We start from the raw sequence: 14228 nt of genomic DNA on the forward strand, positions 1-14228 counted from the left end.
AATGCATGGTTCTTAAACAGAGCGGGAAAATAACACATAAGAGAGAGAGAGGGAGGGAGAAACAATGAAGGATGAACGTTTGTTTTATTATCTTATGTCCGCCATTTTTGCGATCGTCATCGCCTCAAGCGGAGTGTATGTATTTCAGCAGGCGGCCGAACAGGAATTTTCGTTCCCGAACCATCTGCTGCTTATCGGCCTTGCCTTTGGGATTTGGGCCATTCTCCGCTGGAAAAGAAAATCGTATCCCTTTGCCTTTATTTTAACGCTGCTCTCGGCATACGCCCTGCTGATGGTAGTATTCACCATGCTGGCAATGTAAAACAAACAACAGGAGTACACATCATGACTAAACAACGCTGGATCTGGCTGATCGCAATCCTCCTCATATTTATGGGAGGACTGCTCCTTTACAACACGATTCAATCACCTGCACTTCTCTTATCCTTGCCCTATCACCTGCTCATTATAGCTATTATGTTTGGGGTTTGGGCATCGTTTGAGTGGAGAAAAAATCATAAGAAACTGGCTTACTTATTTATTGCCCTTGCCGTTTATTCCCTTACGGCATTTGCATTTACGACGATGGTTCTTTGAACCTGATTGGGATTATAAAAAGAGGACCGCCCTGGCTGATGAGGGCGGTCCTTTCAAGGAGAAGCAATTCTATTAGATCACCGGCAAAAGCCGGGAGATCACGCTTGAGATTTCGCTTCTTCAGGAGCAAAGTTCTCTGGATAGCCATAGCTTCCGTGTTCACTCATATCAAGACCGAGGAGTTCTTTCTCGCGGGATACTCGAAGCCCTCCAACCATCGGGCGGATGAGTAACAGGAATCCGTAAGAAGCGATAAAGGCGAATGCTCCGCAAGCCATAACGCCGATTGCCTGAACGCCGAGCTGAGTAAACCCGCCGCCGTAAAGAAGGCCGGCACTTCCGCCGTTCATGGCAGAAAGCTGTGGAGTGGCAAAGAAGCCAGTGGACAATGTACCCCATACCCCGGCTACACCGTGTACGGAAAGAGCGTAAATCGGATCGTCGATACCTTTTTTCTCAAAGAACTTCATACTGAAGTGGACGATAATTCCACCTACAAAACCAATGAGTACGGCTGCCCATGGAGCAACGAAGGCACAAGAGGCGGTAATAGCAACGAGGCCCGCAAGTGCTCCGTTCAGCATCGTCGGAATGTCCGCTTTTCCACGGTCAACCCATGTAATAAAGAGAGCAGCAATGGCACCTGCAGCTGCAGCAAGCTGCGTATTAAGAGCTACATAGCCGAAAAATCCGTCAGCGACTTCAAGTGTACTGCCAGCGTTAAAGCCAAACCAGCCAACCCATAGAATCAAGACACCAAGGACAGTGTAAACCTGATTGTGACCGCTCAGTGGATTGGAAGAGCCATTTGCATTAAATTTCCCAATTCGAGGTTTTAATAAAATCGTTGCGGCCAATGCAGCCATCGCACCGGTCAAGTGAACAACGGTTGAACCGGCAAAATCCTGTTTATCAAGCCCCGCTAACCAGCCGCTTCCCCAAATCCAGTGTGCAACGACAGGATAAATGAATGCGGCAAACACGACGGCGAAGATGATATAAACAGAAATCTTCGCTCTTTCTGCAAAGCCACCTAAAGCAATAGCGAGGGCGATTCCGGCAAAAGCAAGCTGGAACATAAAGTCAACCGAGCCCATCAATCCGTCAAATACTCCAGTAAAATCACCAAAGAAAAAGTCAGATAAACCAATAAAGGCATTTCCTTCACCGTAAATAAAACCATAGCCTACTGCCCAAAAAGTAAGTGAGGCAATTCCAAACGCGAAAATTGATTTACCAGCCGTATGCCCCGCGTTTTTCATTCTTGTCGATCCGGCCTCAAGGAGAATAAATCCTCCCTGCATCAAAATAACAAGCACTGTTGCAAAAATAACCCATACGTTGTTCATCAGAAAAATACTGTCTTCCATAGAGTTCTTTCCCCTTTCAGTGTTGCTGTTTTTTTTATAGTGTAGTCAGTCCTGAGCGGTGTGACTATAAACCGGTCAGATTATGTGACACACTTTTTAGAAAATTAAGATAAAAAAGAAGTTGGTAGAATGATGACGAAAGTAAGGGGGAGAAGGGAGATGGAAGGATGGAAACATACCCAAGTGGTCAGGCCTGAAAAAGGGGAGTATCGAAGAAAATGGTCGATAAAATGTAAAAGTGTCGGATATGTGTGCGGGGGAAGGTCCAGTGAGAGGGGATACTGGTTGTGAGGGAATAATGCTACGAGTTGTAGGATTTAAGACATCACGATGAGAGGTTTGTTCATCGAGTTACCTCATTTATTCATCGACCTTCACCGATTGTTCATCAACTTCCCCTTATCAAATAACGACATTTTCTACTCCAAAGCCGTTCCTGTTAAAAAACGCCTCTCCAGATGGAGAGACGCCTCTCTTTAAATAGACAATTCGATTGCCAGGTTATAAAGCTTTTTAATATCTTCGTTTTCTTTGTCCTCGAGTACATAGTCGAAATCGTGGGAGGAAATGCTGTTCTTTTCAAGCCCGAGTGCTTTACCGGATTCTCCGTTCATCAGCATTTCAACCGCACGTGCCCCGAGCCGGGAGCCGAGGAGACGGTCGAAGGCGCTAGGGGAACCGCCGCGCTGGACGTGTCCTAAAATGGTTACCCGGGTATCAAAGTTTGTTTTTTCTTTGATATACTGACCGATTTCTTCGGCCTTTCCGGCACCTTCTGCTGTGATGATGATTGAATGTTTTTTACCACGCTCAAACCCGTCCTGGATCCGCTGAATCATTTCGTCGCGGCTTGATTCGACTTCCGGCAGCAGGACACTCTCGGCACCGGCGCCGAGGCCGCACCATGCAGCAATGTCACCCGCATCCCGGCCCATTACTTCCACGACATATGTACGTTCATGGGAAGTTGCTGTGTCACGGATTTTATCGATGGCATCAATAACCGTGTTAATGGCTGTATCAAAGCCGAGTGTATAATCGGTTCCCCGGATGTCATTATCAATTGTCCCCGGCAGCCCGATCGTTTTGATACCGTGATTGTGAAGAACCTGTGCCCCGCGGTAAGATCCGTCCCCGCCAATGACGACAAGTCCTTCTATCTCGTGCTTTCTAAGCACATCCAATGCCTGGGACTGTCCTTGTTCTGTTTTAAATCGTTCGCTTCTGGCTGAATAAAGAACGGTGCCCCCGCGGTGAATAATGCTTCCTACATCCTTTAAAGCGAGTTTCTTCAGGTCATCTTCCATTAAGCCTTCAAATCCCCGGTAAATACCGTACACATCAAGATTATGATAAATCGCCTTTTTTACAACCGCCCGGACCCCGGCATTCATTCCGGGAGAGTCGCCTCCACTGGTCATGACTGCAATTTTCACGTTATCACCCTCTCAAAATAAAACAAGCAACCAGGAAAAAGAGCTGCTTGTTTTCTTCTATAAATATATGATAGCGCTTTCCTTTCCTGAACGCTACTATTCTATATCAAAAATGACGAGTTCTTTACCCGACTCCAGTAAGTAGTCTTCATAGACTTCTTCAAGAAGGGTGACGTTAGAAGAGGTGACTTTACGTTTGAGATAAACAAAATCTCCGTTGATGTAAAATTCCGAACCGTCCGTCCCGGAGATGGTAAGAGCAGGTGTCCGGTCAGTCTCATTAAAAGGGGTTGCACTTACATACATGTAGTCCACCTGTGAGGTGAAGAGAATAACGATGTACAACATATCCATACAAATGATTCCTTTCGTAGCGTGGTGGCCGGTCTAAAATAATGTATGTTGCCAAAGGAATGCTTGTATAAACGAAATCATTATATTCAAAATTATTTTATTTTGATTTTGTGTCCATTTTATGAAAATAGGCGAAATGAGGTGAGAGTAAGCCACAAAATCATGAAGGACGTAAAAGCACCGGTTGGTTAAATAAATGGATGAAAGTCGTCTCGTTTGATGGAGGGGGCTTTTTTTGTGGACTGGGCTGCGGTTTGGGAATTCTCCCCTAACTCGCTGTTATTCACCACTAACGTACTTTTTTTCACCCCTAACACCATTTAATTCTCCCCTAATCCTAAATCCGGCATGCAACCAAAATTCCTGTACATACTAAAACAGGAAAGAGGTGACCATGAATGGCAGATAACAAAACATATGAATTAATGCGTCAATTAACGAGTGCAGAAGGCGTACCCGGATTTGAGGACCGGGCTTACGATGTGATGAAAAAACACATAGAACCTCTGAGTGATGAAATTGTGATTGATAACTTCGGAGGAATTACGGGTCGGATCGGTAAGAGCGGACCAAAAGTTCTTCTAGCAGGGCACCTGGATGAAGTGGGCTTTATCGTGAGCAGCATTACAAAGTCCGGTTTTATTAAGTTCAAAGCTCTCGGGGGCTGGTGGGGACACGTGATGCTCTCCCAGCGTGTAAAAGTACTAACATCGAAAGGGGACCTCACAGGTGTGATCGGCTCCAAAGCCCCTCACGTTCTTGCACCTGAAGAGCGGAAGAAGGTGCTGGAGATTGACAAGATGTTTATCGACATCGGTGCCTCAAGTGATGAAGAAGCAAGGGATTTCGGGGTTGAAGTTGGCGATGCGATTTGTCCTGTGGGAGAATTTGAAGTTCTTCCTAACCCCAAGATGCTTTTAGCGAGAAACTGGGATAACCGGGCAGGTTGTTATGTAGCACTGAAAGTACTTGAAAAACTACAGGGAACCTCACTTGGGAACACCCTTTATTCAGGCGCAACGGTTCAGGAAGAAGTGGGTCTTCGAGGAGCACAAACCCTTGTTCAGACGATTCAGCCTGACATCGCATTTGCGACAGATGTAGGGGTTGCAGGGGATACACCGGGAATGAACCAGGAGGCGGCAAATCTTGAGCTTGGAAAAGGGCCCATCATCGGTTTCCTTGATCGCTCCATGATTCCTCACCGAAAGCTTCGGGATTTTGCTGTGTACATTGCCAAGGAAAACAACATTCCGTTCCAGCGTGAGCTCATGAGCGGTGGGGCGACCGACGGCGGGAAGTTTCATCTCGAAGGACTCGGAATCCCGACACTGGTTGTGAGCGTGCCATCCAGGTATATCCACAGCCATGTGTCAATCGTCCATCAAGACGATCTCGATAATGCTGTTAAACTACTCGTTAAAATGATCAGTGCGCTCGATGAACAAACCGTCCAAAGAATCAAAGGTCTTGAATAATGTGAAAAGCTCACAAGGTGCCAGGCACTCTGTGAGCTTTTTCACTTGGGGTCAGGCACTGTGTGAATTTCTAAACACAGTGCCTGGCACCTGAATATTCGTTTACAGATACTGCAGCATCGCCGTCGCGATGGAGAAATAGATCATCAGACCGAGCACGTCGTTAACCGTTGTAATAAACGGACCGGATGCGATCGCCGGATCCAGCTTCATTTTATTGATAATAACGGGAACGACTGCACCGACAATCGTGGCGATACTAAGGGTGAAAAATAAGGAAACAGCAACAATAATGGCAATCATCACATCACCATACACGATAGGGATGAGAATCATTAATACAATGGCACAGATCAGACCGAGGAAAATTCCTGTTCCAAACTCCCTTTTAATGGTGTTGAACATCCCTTTTTTCTCGAAGGATCCTGTTGCAAGAGAACGGACCATAACAGCCAGGGATTGTGTGCCTGTATTTCCTGCCGAGTCCATCAAAAGAGGGATAAAGACAGCAAGCAGCACGATCTGTTCAAGGGTTTCTTCGAACTGTCCGATTACTCCTGCTGTAATCAAGCCGAAAAACATCAGCATGATGATCCAAGGGGAACGCTTTTTAGCGGCAGTAAAGGAAGACAGATTTACGTCAGTCGCACCGCGTGATGCAGCTAACTCACCGATATCTTCTGTGGCTTCTTCTTCAATAACGTCGATAATATCATCGACTGTAATAATACCTACAAGTGTATTTGTTGACGTGACAACCGGTACAGCGAGGAAGTCGTATTTTTTAATTAAGTTCGCAACGTCTTCCTGGTCATCATCTGTCTTCACAGAAACCACACGGGTACTCATTACATTTTCCACTTTTTCATTCGGATCGCTGATAATGAGATCACGAAGGGAAACAACACCTGCAAGCTCATGATTGCCGTTTACAACGTACAAATAGTAGATCGTCTCTGCGTCAGGGCCTTCCTGGCGAAGGAGTTCGATCACATCTCTTACGGTGGACTGAGCAGTGATGTTGATGAACTCCTTGGTCATAATCGCACCGGCAGTTTCCTCTTCATAGCTTAATAGTTCACGAATGTCTTTGGCATCCTCCGACTCAAGCCCGTCAAGCACTCTCTTAACCGTTGCTTCAGGGACTTCACCGAGGAAATCGGCGGCATCATCGGCGGACATTTCAGCAAATACACTTTGTGTATAAATCGTATCTAGTTCTTCAATTGTGTTTTTTTGTTCTTCAAGCTCCAGCTCCTGAAAAATCTCGGAGAATTCTTCCGGTGAAAGGTACTCGTATACTTTTTTTCGCTGTATTTCAGTAAGCTCAAGGAAAAAGTCGAGCTGATCCTGCGGGTGCAGTTCAAGGAATAAATGACGGAATTCCTGGATGTCTTCTACATTTAGCGCGTCAAGAATGCTTTTTGCATACTGCTCGCGGTTTTGTTCAGTCAGTTTTACCATTTTGGTCAGCCTCCTTAAACAAGGTCAGCCACAAAGGTGTGAATGAACCCTGCTCTTATTATTAAATTTCCTGTTTCTCTTATGCTAAAACTTCCAATTAAACTTCGACTGGGACTCGGGTCCATTTCACACCACCTCCAATTTGGTCTGTTTCGTTTTTCGCATAGAACCTAAAAAAACACCTTCATTCCATACGAATGAAGGTGTTATATGCATGGCAAATAACCGCTGATGGCTTCCCTCCATTCGTAGAGCTTTAGCACTGTACGGCATAGGGAATACACCCAGCTACATTAGGAAACACCTTATGTCGATGATTCCAGTTGACCCATTGGCGTCTTTGGACATTTTTGGGCAGTAGCGTATCTCCTGTACAGGAGCCTCACCTAACGAGGAATGTTCAGTTTTTTTCAACTGTTTGCAATGATAAACGACAAGGTACCAAGTGTCAACAGTGTTGCTCACTTCTTTCAAAAAAGGAAAAAACCTCTGACAAAGCGAATCCTTTATAGTACAAAAAGGTTTGTATACAGGGGGATAAAGATGTCACAACAAGTGGTTATCGAAAGAGAGAAAAAGCCGTTTATAAAAAGGCGCTGGGTAAAGCTTCTGATGGTCCTTGCAGGGGTTTTAGTGTTTTTATCACTAATAGGAGCCGGAACAGGTTACTGGTATATCACAAAAAGCCTCCCCGTGTTGGAAGGGGAGAAGCAGATGGAAGGCCTCACAAATGAGGTCACAGTCGTCAGGGACGCACGTGGTGTGGCGAAAATTACGGCAGATAATCTGGAAGATCTTTTTTACATCCAAGGTTACGTTACTGCCCAGGACCGATTGTTTCAGATGGATATGACGAGGCGTCTTGCCGGCGGAAGGCTGTCTGAAGTGGTGGGCAGTGCTGCTCTTGACAGCGACCGCTTTTACCGTACATACGGGATGCACCGGTATACAAATGACATGATTGAGCTTTTTGACGAGGAGACAAAGCAGGTAGTGGACGCTTTTTCAGCCGGGGTCACTGCTTATATCATCGAAGCCTTTAAAGAGGGGAACGAACCGCTGGAGTTTAAAATTCTCGGCTACGAACCGGAACCGTGGACTGCTGAGGACAGTGCCATCGTCGTAAAATACATGGGCTATACTCTCACAGGAAATCACAGAAATGAACTGGAAAATTATCAGCTTGTCCAGGCGTTGGGAGAGGATGCGCAATATCTTTTTCCAGAGTATCACATTGCCGATCATTTCCCGACAATCTATGAACAAATTGATATAGAAGACTTGCCCTTTGACAGTGAATCACTCCAGTCATTAATAAGTTTTGCCCCATCGGAATTTAACGGGAGCAACAATTGGGCCATTGGCGGAGAGTTTACGGAATCCGGTTTCCCGATTGTCGCAAACGACCCGCACCTGGGGCTTGCGATCCCGAGTGTCTGGTATCAGACCCATCTTGAACTTGAAGGAGATTTCCACAGTGTAGGTGTGACGGTTCCGGGGGTACCCGGAGTCGTTCTCGGCCATAACGAAAATCTTGCCTGGGGCGTCACGTCCATGAGCGTCGACCAGGAAGATCTGTTCCTCGAACAGGCTCACCCGGAAGAGCCTCACCTCTATTTATACGACGGTGAATGGGAAGAAGCGGAGGTCATTGAAGAAGTGATCGAAATCGATGGAGAGGATCCTTACACTGAAACTGTTGAGGTTACGAGAAACGGACCCGTTATGACCAGTCTTTTTTCCGAGGAAAATGCAGAGGTGAGCTTTCACGCAGACTCGGACGCCCCGTATCAGGCCATCAGTTTACGGTGGACGGGAAGAGAAGCAGGGGAAGAGCTGAACGGCGTACTTAAGCTCAGCCGCTCAACGGATGTCTATGAATTTATGGAAGGACTGGATGGCTTTGTGACCCCTGCACTCAGCTGGGTGTTTGCTGACCGGAAAGGGAACATCGCTTACCGGGGGCAGGCCAGGCTTCCCGACAGGCAAAATTCAGTAGGTCTTCTGCCCGTTCCCGGCTGGGACCCTGATTACCAGTGGAACGGGTTTATTGAAACGGAAGAACTTCCGCAAATCATCAATCCCGAGAACGGGTATGTGATGACCGCAAACAACAAGCCGGTGGATGACGAGTATCAGTATGAAATCGGCCGCAGTTTTTACCCTTACAGGGCTGAGCGGATTGAGGGAATGATCGCGGACCGGATCAAGTCAGGCGAGGCGTTTACAGCAGATCAGAGTAAAGAGATGCAGGTGGACTTTTTGAACACCCAGGCAAGAGCCCTCGTGCCATTGCTCATGGATGAGGTGGAAAAAAGCGAAGGAGAGCTGAGTGAGCTGGAGAAAGAAGCACTCGCCCTTCTCGGGGACTGGGACTTTGTTGAAAGTACAGACTCCGCGGGAACGCTTTTGTGGCACCAGTGGTACAACCTGTTCAGTGAGCGGATGTTTGAAGACATTGTGAGCTTTCCGTATTCCAGTGCCCTCGTGATCCACAACACGATTGTAGAAGCTTCTGAGGATCCCGAAGGCAGGATGTTCGGATTTTTAGATGAACAGTGGCAGCGGGACTTCACGGAATTTTCCCGGGAAACGTTTGTAGAAGCTGCAGGCATGGCGGAGGCACTGCAAGGAAGTGACCCGGACAGCTGGGCATGGGGCGAGTGGCACCAGATGACCATCAGGCATCCTCTCAGCAGTGTGCAGCCGCTCAATTACTTGTTCGATCTCGGGTCGTGGGAGGTCGGAGGAAGCGGGGCCACACCAGGCGCTCATTCGTATGACGAAGAGACCGGCCGGGTCAATCACGGAGGCGGCTGGCGGTTTGTAGCAGATCTCGCTTTTGATGAGCCGGCACAGGACATTGTGATGCCTGGTCAGTCCGGGCAGGTTATGTCTCCCCATTACGATGACCAGATCGAGGCTTGGGTGGATGGTGAGTTACTGCCGATGCGGTATGACATGGGGCCTGAAGATGGGGTGAATGTGAAGACATTTGTGCCTGTTCGGGAGGAATAGTTTTATGAGAAGACCGGTCTTTCCTGAGGGGAGGCCGGTTTTTTGAGAGGGCGGGATTTGGAGCTGGGGGCTGGCGGAGATTTTTTGGGATTTGTGTTAAGAATTCAGGTATGAATGTGAAGATATCCGTCTCGATGTTAAGAATTTCAGATATTATTCCATTTGATTGGAAAACACCTATGGAGCCTGGATTGAAAACTCTCGTTATTTTCTATAAAGTAAGTAAAGAGCTTAAATTGACCGGGGTATCAGAGGTTTATGGAGAACTTTCTTGTGTTTATGCAGACTTTCGGGCCATTTATGGAGAACTTTCTTGTGTTTATGCAGACTTTCCCGGCATTTATGCAGAACTTTTGCTGGTTTAAAGAAAATTAGACATAAAACGTCAAATTTCGCACGGTTTTCAATACAACTCCTACCTAAAAAGGAGATCCACCCATGAAAATCAACTGGTTTTTAATTATCGCTATATTTATCGGCGGAGCACTCGGCACGACCGTCCGCTACTACATAAACGTCCAGACGTTATTTACCCTTTATCCACTCGGAACCTTAATTGAAAACATTCTCGGGAGCTTCCTCCTCGGTGTACTCACGCGGTACATTCTCCACAGAAAGCCCCATGAAATATGGAAGGCCGGGCTCGGTGTTGGCTTTTGCGGAAGCTTAACAACCATGTCTACCCTGGCAGCTGATGCGTTTATGCTTGCAGGTGAAAACACGCTTCTGACCGCCGGACTCTACGTTCTGCTTTCCTTGTTCGCAGGACTGCTTGTGGCTTTCCTCGGTTTTGTAATCACCGACCGGTTTGCGAAAAGGAAGGGGGAAAAAAGCCATGTTTAACTTACTGTTAGTCTCCATCGGCGGCGGACTGGGAGCGGTGAGCCGTTTTCTGTTGGGGGTAAAAATTCAGCAACGTTATCCGGACCCGCCGATTCCGGTCGCTATGCTGACCGTTAATCTATCAGGCTCACTGGGCCTCGGTGTTTTCTTTGGAGCGCTCTTTGGCGGCATACCGGTATTGGAGTACAACAATCCCTGGTTCCTCCTCCTTGGCGTAGGTTACTTCGGGGCATTCACCACGTTTTCTACATTCAGCGTTGAAGCTGCCACACTGCTTCATGACGCAGAATATAAAAAAGCCTTTGTTTATATCGGTCTGAGTATTGCAGGTTCAGTCGCAGCCTTTATCGCAGGCATCTACTGGTTTATTTAAAAAACAGTCTCCGGTTTTATCCCGCCAGGCCGTCTTTTTACACAGGCTCAGAAAAAAACTGCACCACCACGCAAAAAAAACGTAATATTCCCATTTTCCAGAGCATATACTGGTATTTTGAAAAAATTGCAGGAGTCCCTCCCCTCTCCCAAGAAAAGTAATAAAAAGGAGGGACTGCCGGTGAAACATAAAGTCGCTTTACTCGCTTTTTTAGTCTTAATTCTTGGAGTGTCTGTTTATTCAGCCGTTGAAGGGATGACAAAAGAAGGGGAAGTGTACACATCATTTACGTTTCAGGGAGAGTCCGAATCATGGAAAGTCGAAGCTTCATTTGTACGGGGGGAGGATGGGGTTACACACGCCCGGGACACTATCCGGTTTAATCATAAAGAAGGGCAGCCCCCCCGGAATTTTACTGTATCCGTTATGACTCCGGAGCGTGACTGGTATACAGGAACGGGGAGAGGAGTTCTCGTATTTAAAGGCGAGGCATTCCAGGAAGCCGGGATGGACCTTACCCCGTCAAACCGGAGAATTATGGCGGTCATTGACTGGGACGGGGAACATGAAATCGTGAACCTTGCCTATGTATCCGGTGGAGGACCGAACGAAACAGATGAAGGTCTCCAGGTAAATGCTGAAATCAATTAAAAAACGCCTGGCTCCATGAGAGAGCCAGGCATTTTTACTTAGATAAACAACGCCAGAATGATTCCGGCAAGACCGATCAGAGCCATCACATAGACAGGCTTAACCGGCATTTCGCCGCCATTTTCCATCGCCTTACCGAACATAAAGAACACAAGCGGGTGCACCAGGAACGGCATGGAGAAAATAAACGGAATGAGCGTTGCCGCTTCAGATCCGAACATGCCTTCCTGAATCGCAGCAAACAAACCAAAGTGTGAAATGGCAGAAGCCTGAGCCATCGCTCCGTAATCCATGGAAAGGGAGCTGATGCCAAGGAACGCAAGACCGCCGAATACGGCACAAAGCTGCCAGCCGAAGGAGAACTGCATCAAAGCGGTCACTTCTTTTCGGTCTTCACCGCCGGATTTTTGCAGGTTCTTCAATGAAAGAATCGTCAGGAATACCCCGATCGCCACAATCGCAAGGGCAGGACCCATCCACAGGCTGCCGCGCTCCGCACTTACTGCAAGAACTGAAAAGACAAACACGTGACCGAAGAACGGAATGTTAATCATAATCGGTGCGCGTGTTGCCGCTGTTTTACCAAAGTCGCCGGCCGTACATGCGCCTGTGAGCCCGGAGTGGGACAAGGCACCGGCCATACCCGGAGCAAGATTTCTCGCGTTGGCCGTTCTGGCAAAGAACATAAGAAGGGCAATACCCCCAAACATCCACAGAAGCTGTCCGAAGAATCCGTACACAAGAACAGCATTTACCCCAGGAATGGCAAAGGCGTCACTGATGCGGGAACCCCCGATCAGGAAGTTGGCTGCAAGTACGACCGGAATCCCTGCAAACAAGAGGGACCGGAGTGTCGGCCCGAACTTCCACTGGTAAAAAACAGCCCCGAGACCTGCTGCGATCATCATGGCAAAGAATATCTGCGGCAGGGCAATAAGCGGCGCCACCGTCTGAGCCACAACGTAAGAACCGAGCAGAATGCCAATAATCACAATGATTTCAATCACACCTTTACGTAAATAAAGATGCTTATTGGAAATCCGCGCTTTGTTATCGATAAGGATAATTGCCCCAACAAGGCCGATCCAGGCTACAAGCGGATAGTAGGACGCAAGCATATCTTCTGAACCTGTGCCGAGCATAAGGTGCATCAGGCCCTGAATACCGAATAACAGGAAGAAGGCACGGAGGATAAAGAACAGCTGCGTTCTGCCTGTACCCAGAATCACTTCTTCATCAGAAGGAACGACCATGTCATCCCCTTCCTCCAGTGATTTTTTCCCGAGAATCTTACGCAGCTCCTGTCCTCCGACAAAGAAGGAAACAGTCAGAGCAATGATGGTTGTTTTTGCCATCAAATCAATAAACGGGAAATTCTCAAGTCCGGGAGTGGATACTCCACTGGATTCAAGGAGGTACCCCATGGCAAGTCCGAAAATAACAATAATAAGTATTGGTGAATACCTCGTTCCGGCAACGACCGTTCTTGAAATCAGGACGATCGGAATAAGGAATAACAAGATAATCCAAAACTGATTCAACAGTTGAAGGTTCGTAATTTGATCAACAGTTTCCATATAAATCCCCTTTAAACGTGATAAAAAAATTTGTACACACAAGTTACTATGATACCTTAAAGTGAAATTGATCACAATGACAAATGGCTATTTTAATAAAATGTTCAATTTCCACTGTTTTTATCTGCCACAAAAGGGTTTTTCGGACAAGTTACTTCGAATCGTCATCATTTCATCATCCTTCCGCCCATCCCTTCATAAACATTACTAACAGGCTATGGGAGGGAATAAACATGACCAGTCATGATCGCGATAGAGAGTTAATGAGAGCCATTGATGAAATAACGGAAATTGCTGATGGATTCGGACTTGACTACTACCCGATGCGGTATGAAATCTGTCCTGCAGACATTATTTATACGTTCGGCGCCTATGGCATGCCGACGCGCTTTTCTCACTGGAGTTTCGGAAAACAGTTTCATAAAATGAAGTTGCAGTACGATCTGGGATTGAGTAAAATCTACGAGCTCGTCATCAACTCCGATCCGTGCTATGCCTTTTTACTCGATACAAATACGCTCATTCAAAACAAGCTGATTGTTGCCCACGTATTGGCGCACTGCGACTTCTTCAAAAATAACGTTCGTTTTTCCAATACGAGAAGAGATATGGTGGAAAGCATGACGTCCACAGCGGAGCGCGTTTCTCATTATGAAATGGTGCACGGGCGGGAGGAAGTAGAGAAGTTTCTCGATGCGGTTCTCGCTATCCAGGAACACATCGACCCGAGCCTTGTAAGGCCGAAGCTTTCATGGACAAAAGAAGACATCTGGCTTGATGAAGAAGATGATGATCAAAAAGCAAGTCCCTACGATGATTTATGGGTTCTTGAAAACGCGGATAAAGTAAAGCCTAACCGACGTGACCTGGTGAAAAAGAAGAAGAAGCTTCCGCCGCAGCCTGAAAAAGATATTCTTCTCTTCATTGAAGAATACAGCCGGGAGCTGGAAGAATGGCAGCGGGACATCCTCACGATGATGAGAGAAGAAATGCTGTACTTCTGGCCGCAGTTGGAAACAAAAATCATGAACGAAGGCTGGGCTTAGTTTCATCTAGGTACTTTTGCT

General features: G+C 47.0%; 13 protein-coding genes, 1 pseudogene and 1 riboswitch. Of the genes and pseudogenes, 9 read left to right on the plus strand and 5 right to left on the minus strand.

What is annotated here, in order from left to right; genetic code table 11:
- Positions 1–64 precede the first annotated feature (64 nt).
- Together EBO34_RS00710 and EBO34_RS00715 are read left to right on the plus strand one after the other, a co-directional pair.
- Positions 65–322 carry a hypothetical protein gene (locus EBO34_RS00710; RefSeq protein ID WP_122896053.1) on the plus strand — a complete coding sequence of 86 codons (258 nt, stop codon included), beginning with the start codon at positions 65–67 and terminating at the stop codon, positions 320–322.
- 23 nt (positions 323–345) lie between these two features.
- Entirely contained in the window at positions 346–597 is a 252-nt protein-coding gene (locus EBO34_RS00715; protein WP_122896054.1) for a hypothetical protein, read from the plus strand.
- A gap of 98 nt (positions 598–695) precedes the next feature.
- Here the strand turns inward: EBO34_RS00715 and EBO34_RS00720 are convergent, their stop codons facing one another.
- The 3 genes from EBO34_RS00720 to EBO34_RS00730 form a co-directional block, all read right to left on the minus strand.
- A complete protein-coding gene (locus EBO34_RS00720) occupies positions 696–1967 on the minus strand; it encodes an ammonium transporter (protein WP_122896055.1) in 1272 nt (423 codons plus the stop codon).
- Positions 1968–2443: 476 nt separating this feature from the next.
- Complete coding sequence (gene pfkA / locus EBO34_RS00725; protein ID WP_122898416.1) at positions 2444–3388, minus strand: 6-phosphofructokinase; 945 nt, start codon at positions 3386–3388, stop codon at positions 2444–2446.
- A 111-nt stretch (positions 3389–3499) separates the two neighbouring features.
- Positions 3500–3757 (minus strand): hypothetical protein, encoded by a 258-nt coding sequence (locus tag EBO34_RS00730; RefSeq protein ID WP_122896056.1) that lies wholly within the window; start codon positions 3755–3757, stop codon positions 3500–3502.
- Between the two features lie 398 nt (positions 3758–4155).
- Here EBO34_RS00730 and EBO34_RS00735 point away from each other — a divergent pair, with 398 nt between their 5' ends.
- Positions 4156–5235, plus strand: coding sequence for a M42 family metallopeptidase (locus EBO34_RS00735; RefSeq protein WP_122896057.1), 1080 nt, complete (start codon positions 4156–4158; stop codon positions 5233–5235).
- 102 nt (positions 5236–5337) lie between these two features.
- On the opposite strand, the gene mgtE is transcribed toward EBO34_RS00735, so the two are convergent.
- Positions 5338–6699, minus strand: coding sequence for a magnesium transporter (mgtE, locus tag EBO34_RS00740; RefSeq protein WP_122896058.1), 1362 nt, complete (start codon positions 6697–6699; stop codon positions 5338–5340).
- Between the two features lie 233 nt (positions 6700–6932).
- Positions 6933–7100, minus strand: a riboswitch (M-box (ykoK) riboswitch).
- A 142-nt stretch (positions 7101–7242) separates the two neighbouring features.
- On the opposite strand from mgtE, the gene EBO34_RS00745 reads away from it, so the two are divergent.
- From EBO34_RS00745 to EBO34_RS00765, 5 genes are all read left to right on the plus strand, one after another.
- Positions 7243–9717 carry a penicillin acylase family protein gene (locus EBO34_RS00745; protein WP_183163649.1) on the plus strand — a complete coding sequence of 825 codons (2475 nt, stop codon included), beginning with the start codon at positions 7243–7245 and terminating at the stop codon, positions 9715–9717.
- Between the two features lie 134 nt (positions 9718–9851).
- Complete coding sequence (locus EBO34_RS00750) at positions 9852–10082, plus strand: hypothetical protein (protein WP_122896060.1); 231 nt, start codon at positions 9852–9854, stop codon at positions 10080–10082.
- A 73-nt stretch (positions 10083–10155) separates the two neighbouring features.
- Complete coding sequence (locus tag EBO34_RS00755; RefSeq protein WP_122896061.1) at positions 10156–10560, plus strand: fluoride efflux transporter FluC; 405 nt, start codon at positions 10156–10158, stop codon at positions 10558–10560.
- Positions 10553–10933: a fluoride efflux transporter CrcB gene (gene crcB, locus EBO34_RS00760; RefSeq protein ID WP_122896062.1), complete on the plus strand. Its 381-nt coding sequence runs from the start codon at positions 10553–10555 to the stop codon at positions 10931–10933. Before EBO34_RS00755 ends, crcB begins: the two co-directional genes overlap by 8 nt.
- A 180-nt stretch (positions 10934–11113) precedes the next feature.
- Positions 11114–11584, plus strand: coding sequence for a hypothetical protein (locus EBO34_RS00765; protein WP_122896063.1), 471 nt, complete (start codon positions 11114–11116; stop codon positions 11582–11584).
- A gap of 38 nt (positions 11585–11622) precedes the next feature.
- Here the strand turns inward: EBO34_RS00765 and EBO34_RS00770 are convergent, their stop codons facing one another.
- The gene (locus EBO34_RS00770; protein ID WP_122896064.1) at positions 11623–13161 is read right to left on the minus strand and encodes a hypothetical protein; all 1539 of its coding nucleotides are present in this window, start codon (positions 13159–13161) and stop codon (positions 11623–11625) included.
- Between the two features lie 233 nt (positions 13162–13394).
- Between EBO34_RS00770 and EBO34_RS00775 the strand changes: the two are divergent.
- A pseudogene (locus EBO34_RS00775) lies at positions 13395–14204 on the plus strand (SpoVR family protein); the annotation flags it as partial.
- Positions 14205–14228: the final 24 nt, after the last annotated feature.

This window comes from Alteribacter keqinensis, assembly GCF_003710255.1.
Classification (GTDB): domain Bacteria; phylum Bacillota; class Bacilli; order Bacillales; family Salisediminibacteriaceae; genus Alteribacter; species Alteribacter keqinensis.

Bases quoted from the DNA above. Each gene is read 5' to 3' on its own strand.
- EBO34_RS00710 (WP_122896053.1), top strand. From the start codon at position 65: ATGAAGGATGAACGTTTGTTTTATTATCTTATGTCCGCCATTTTTGCG.
- EBO34_RS00720 (WP_122896055.1), bottom strand. From the start codon at position 1,967: ATGGAAGACAGTATTTTTCTGATGAACAACGTATGGGTTATTTTTGCA.
- EBO34_RS00770 (WP_122896064.1), bottom strand. From the start codon at position 13,161: ATGGAAACTGTTGATCAAATTACGAACCTTCAACTGTTGAATCAGTTT.
- EBO34_RS00745 (WP_183163649.1), top strand. From the start codon at position 7,243: ATGTCACAACAAGTGGTTATCGAAAGAGAGAAAAAGCCGTTTATAAAA.
- EBO34_RS00735 (WP_122896057.1), top strand. From the start codon at position 4,156: ATGGCAGATAACAAAACATATGAATTAATGCGTCAATTAACGAGTGCA.
- EBO34_RS00755 (WP_122896061.1), top strand. From the start codon at position 10,156: ATGAAAATCAACTGGTTTTTAATTATCGCTATATTTATCGGCGGAGCA.
- EBO34_RS00730 (WP_122896056.1), bottom strand. From the start codon at position 3,757: ATGGATATGTTGTACATCGTTATTCTCTTCACCTCACAGGTGGACTAC.
- EBO34_RS00750 (WP_122896060.1), top strand. From the start codon at position 9,852: ATGTTAAGAATTTCAGATATTATTCCATTTGATTGGAAAACACCTATG.
- mgtE (WP_122896058.1), bottom strand. From the start codon at position 6,699: ATGGTAAAACTGACTGAACAAAACCGCGAGCAGTATGCAAAAAGCATT.
- crcB (WP_122896062.1), top strand. From the start codon at position 10,553: ATGTTTAACTTACTGTTAGTCTCCATCGGCGGCGGACTGGGAGCGGTG.
- EBO34_RS00715 (WP_122896054.1), top strand. From the start codon at position 346: ATGACTAAACAACGCTGGATCTGGCTGATCGCAATCCTCCTCATATTT.
- pfkA (WP_122898416.1), bottom strand. From the start codon at position 3,388: ATGACCAGTGGAGGCGACTCTCCCGGAATGAATGCCGGGGTCCGGGCG.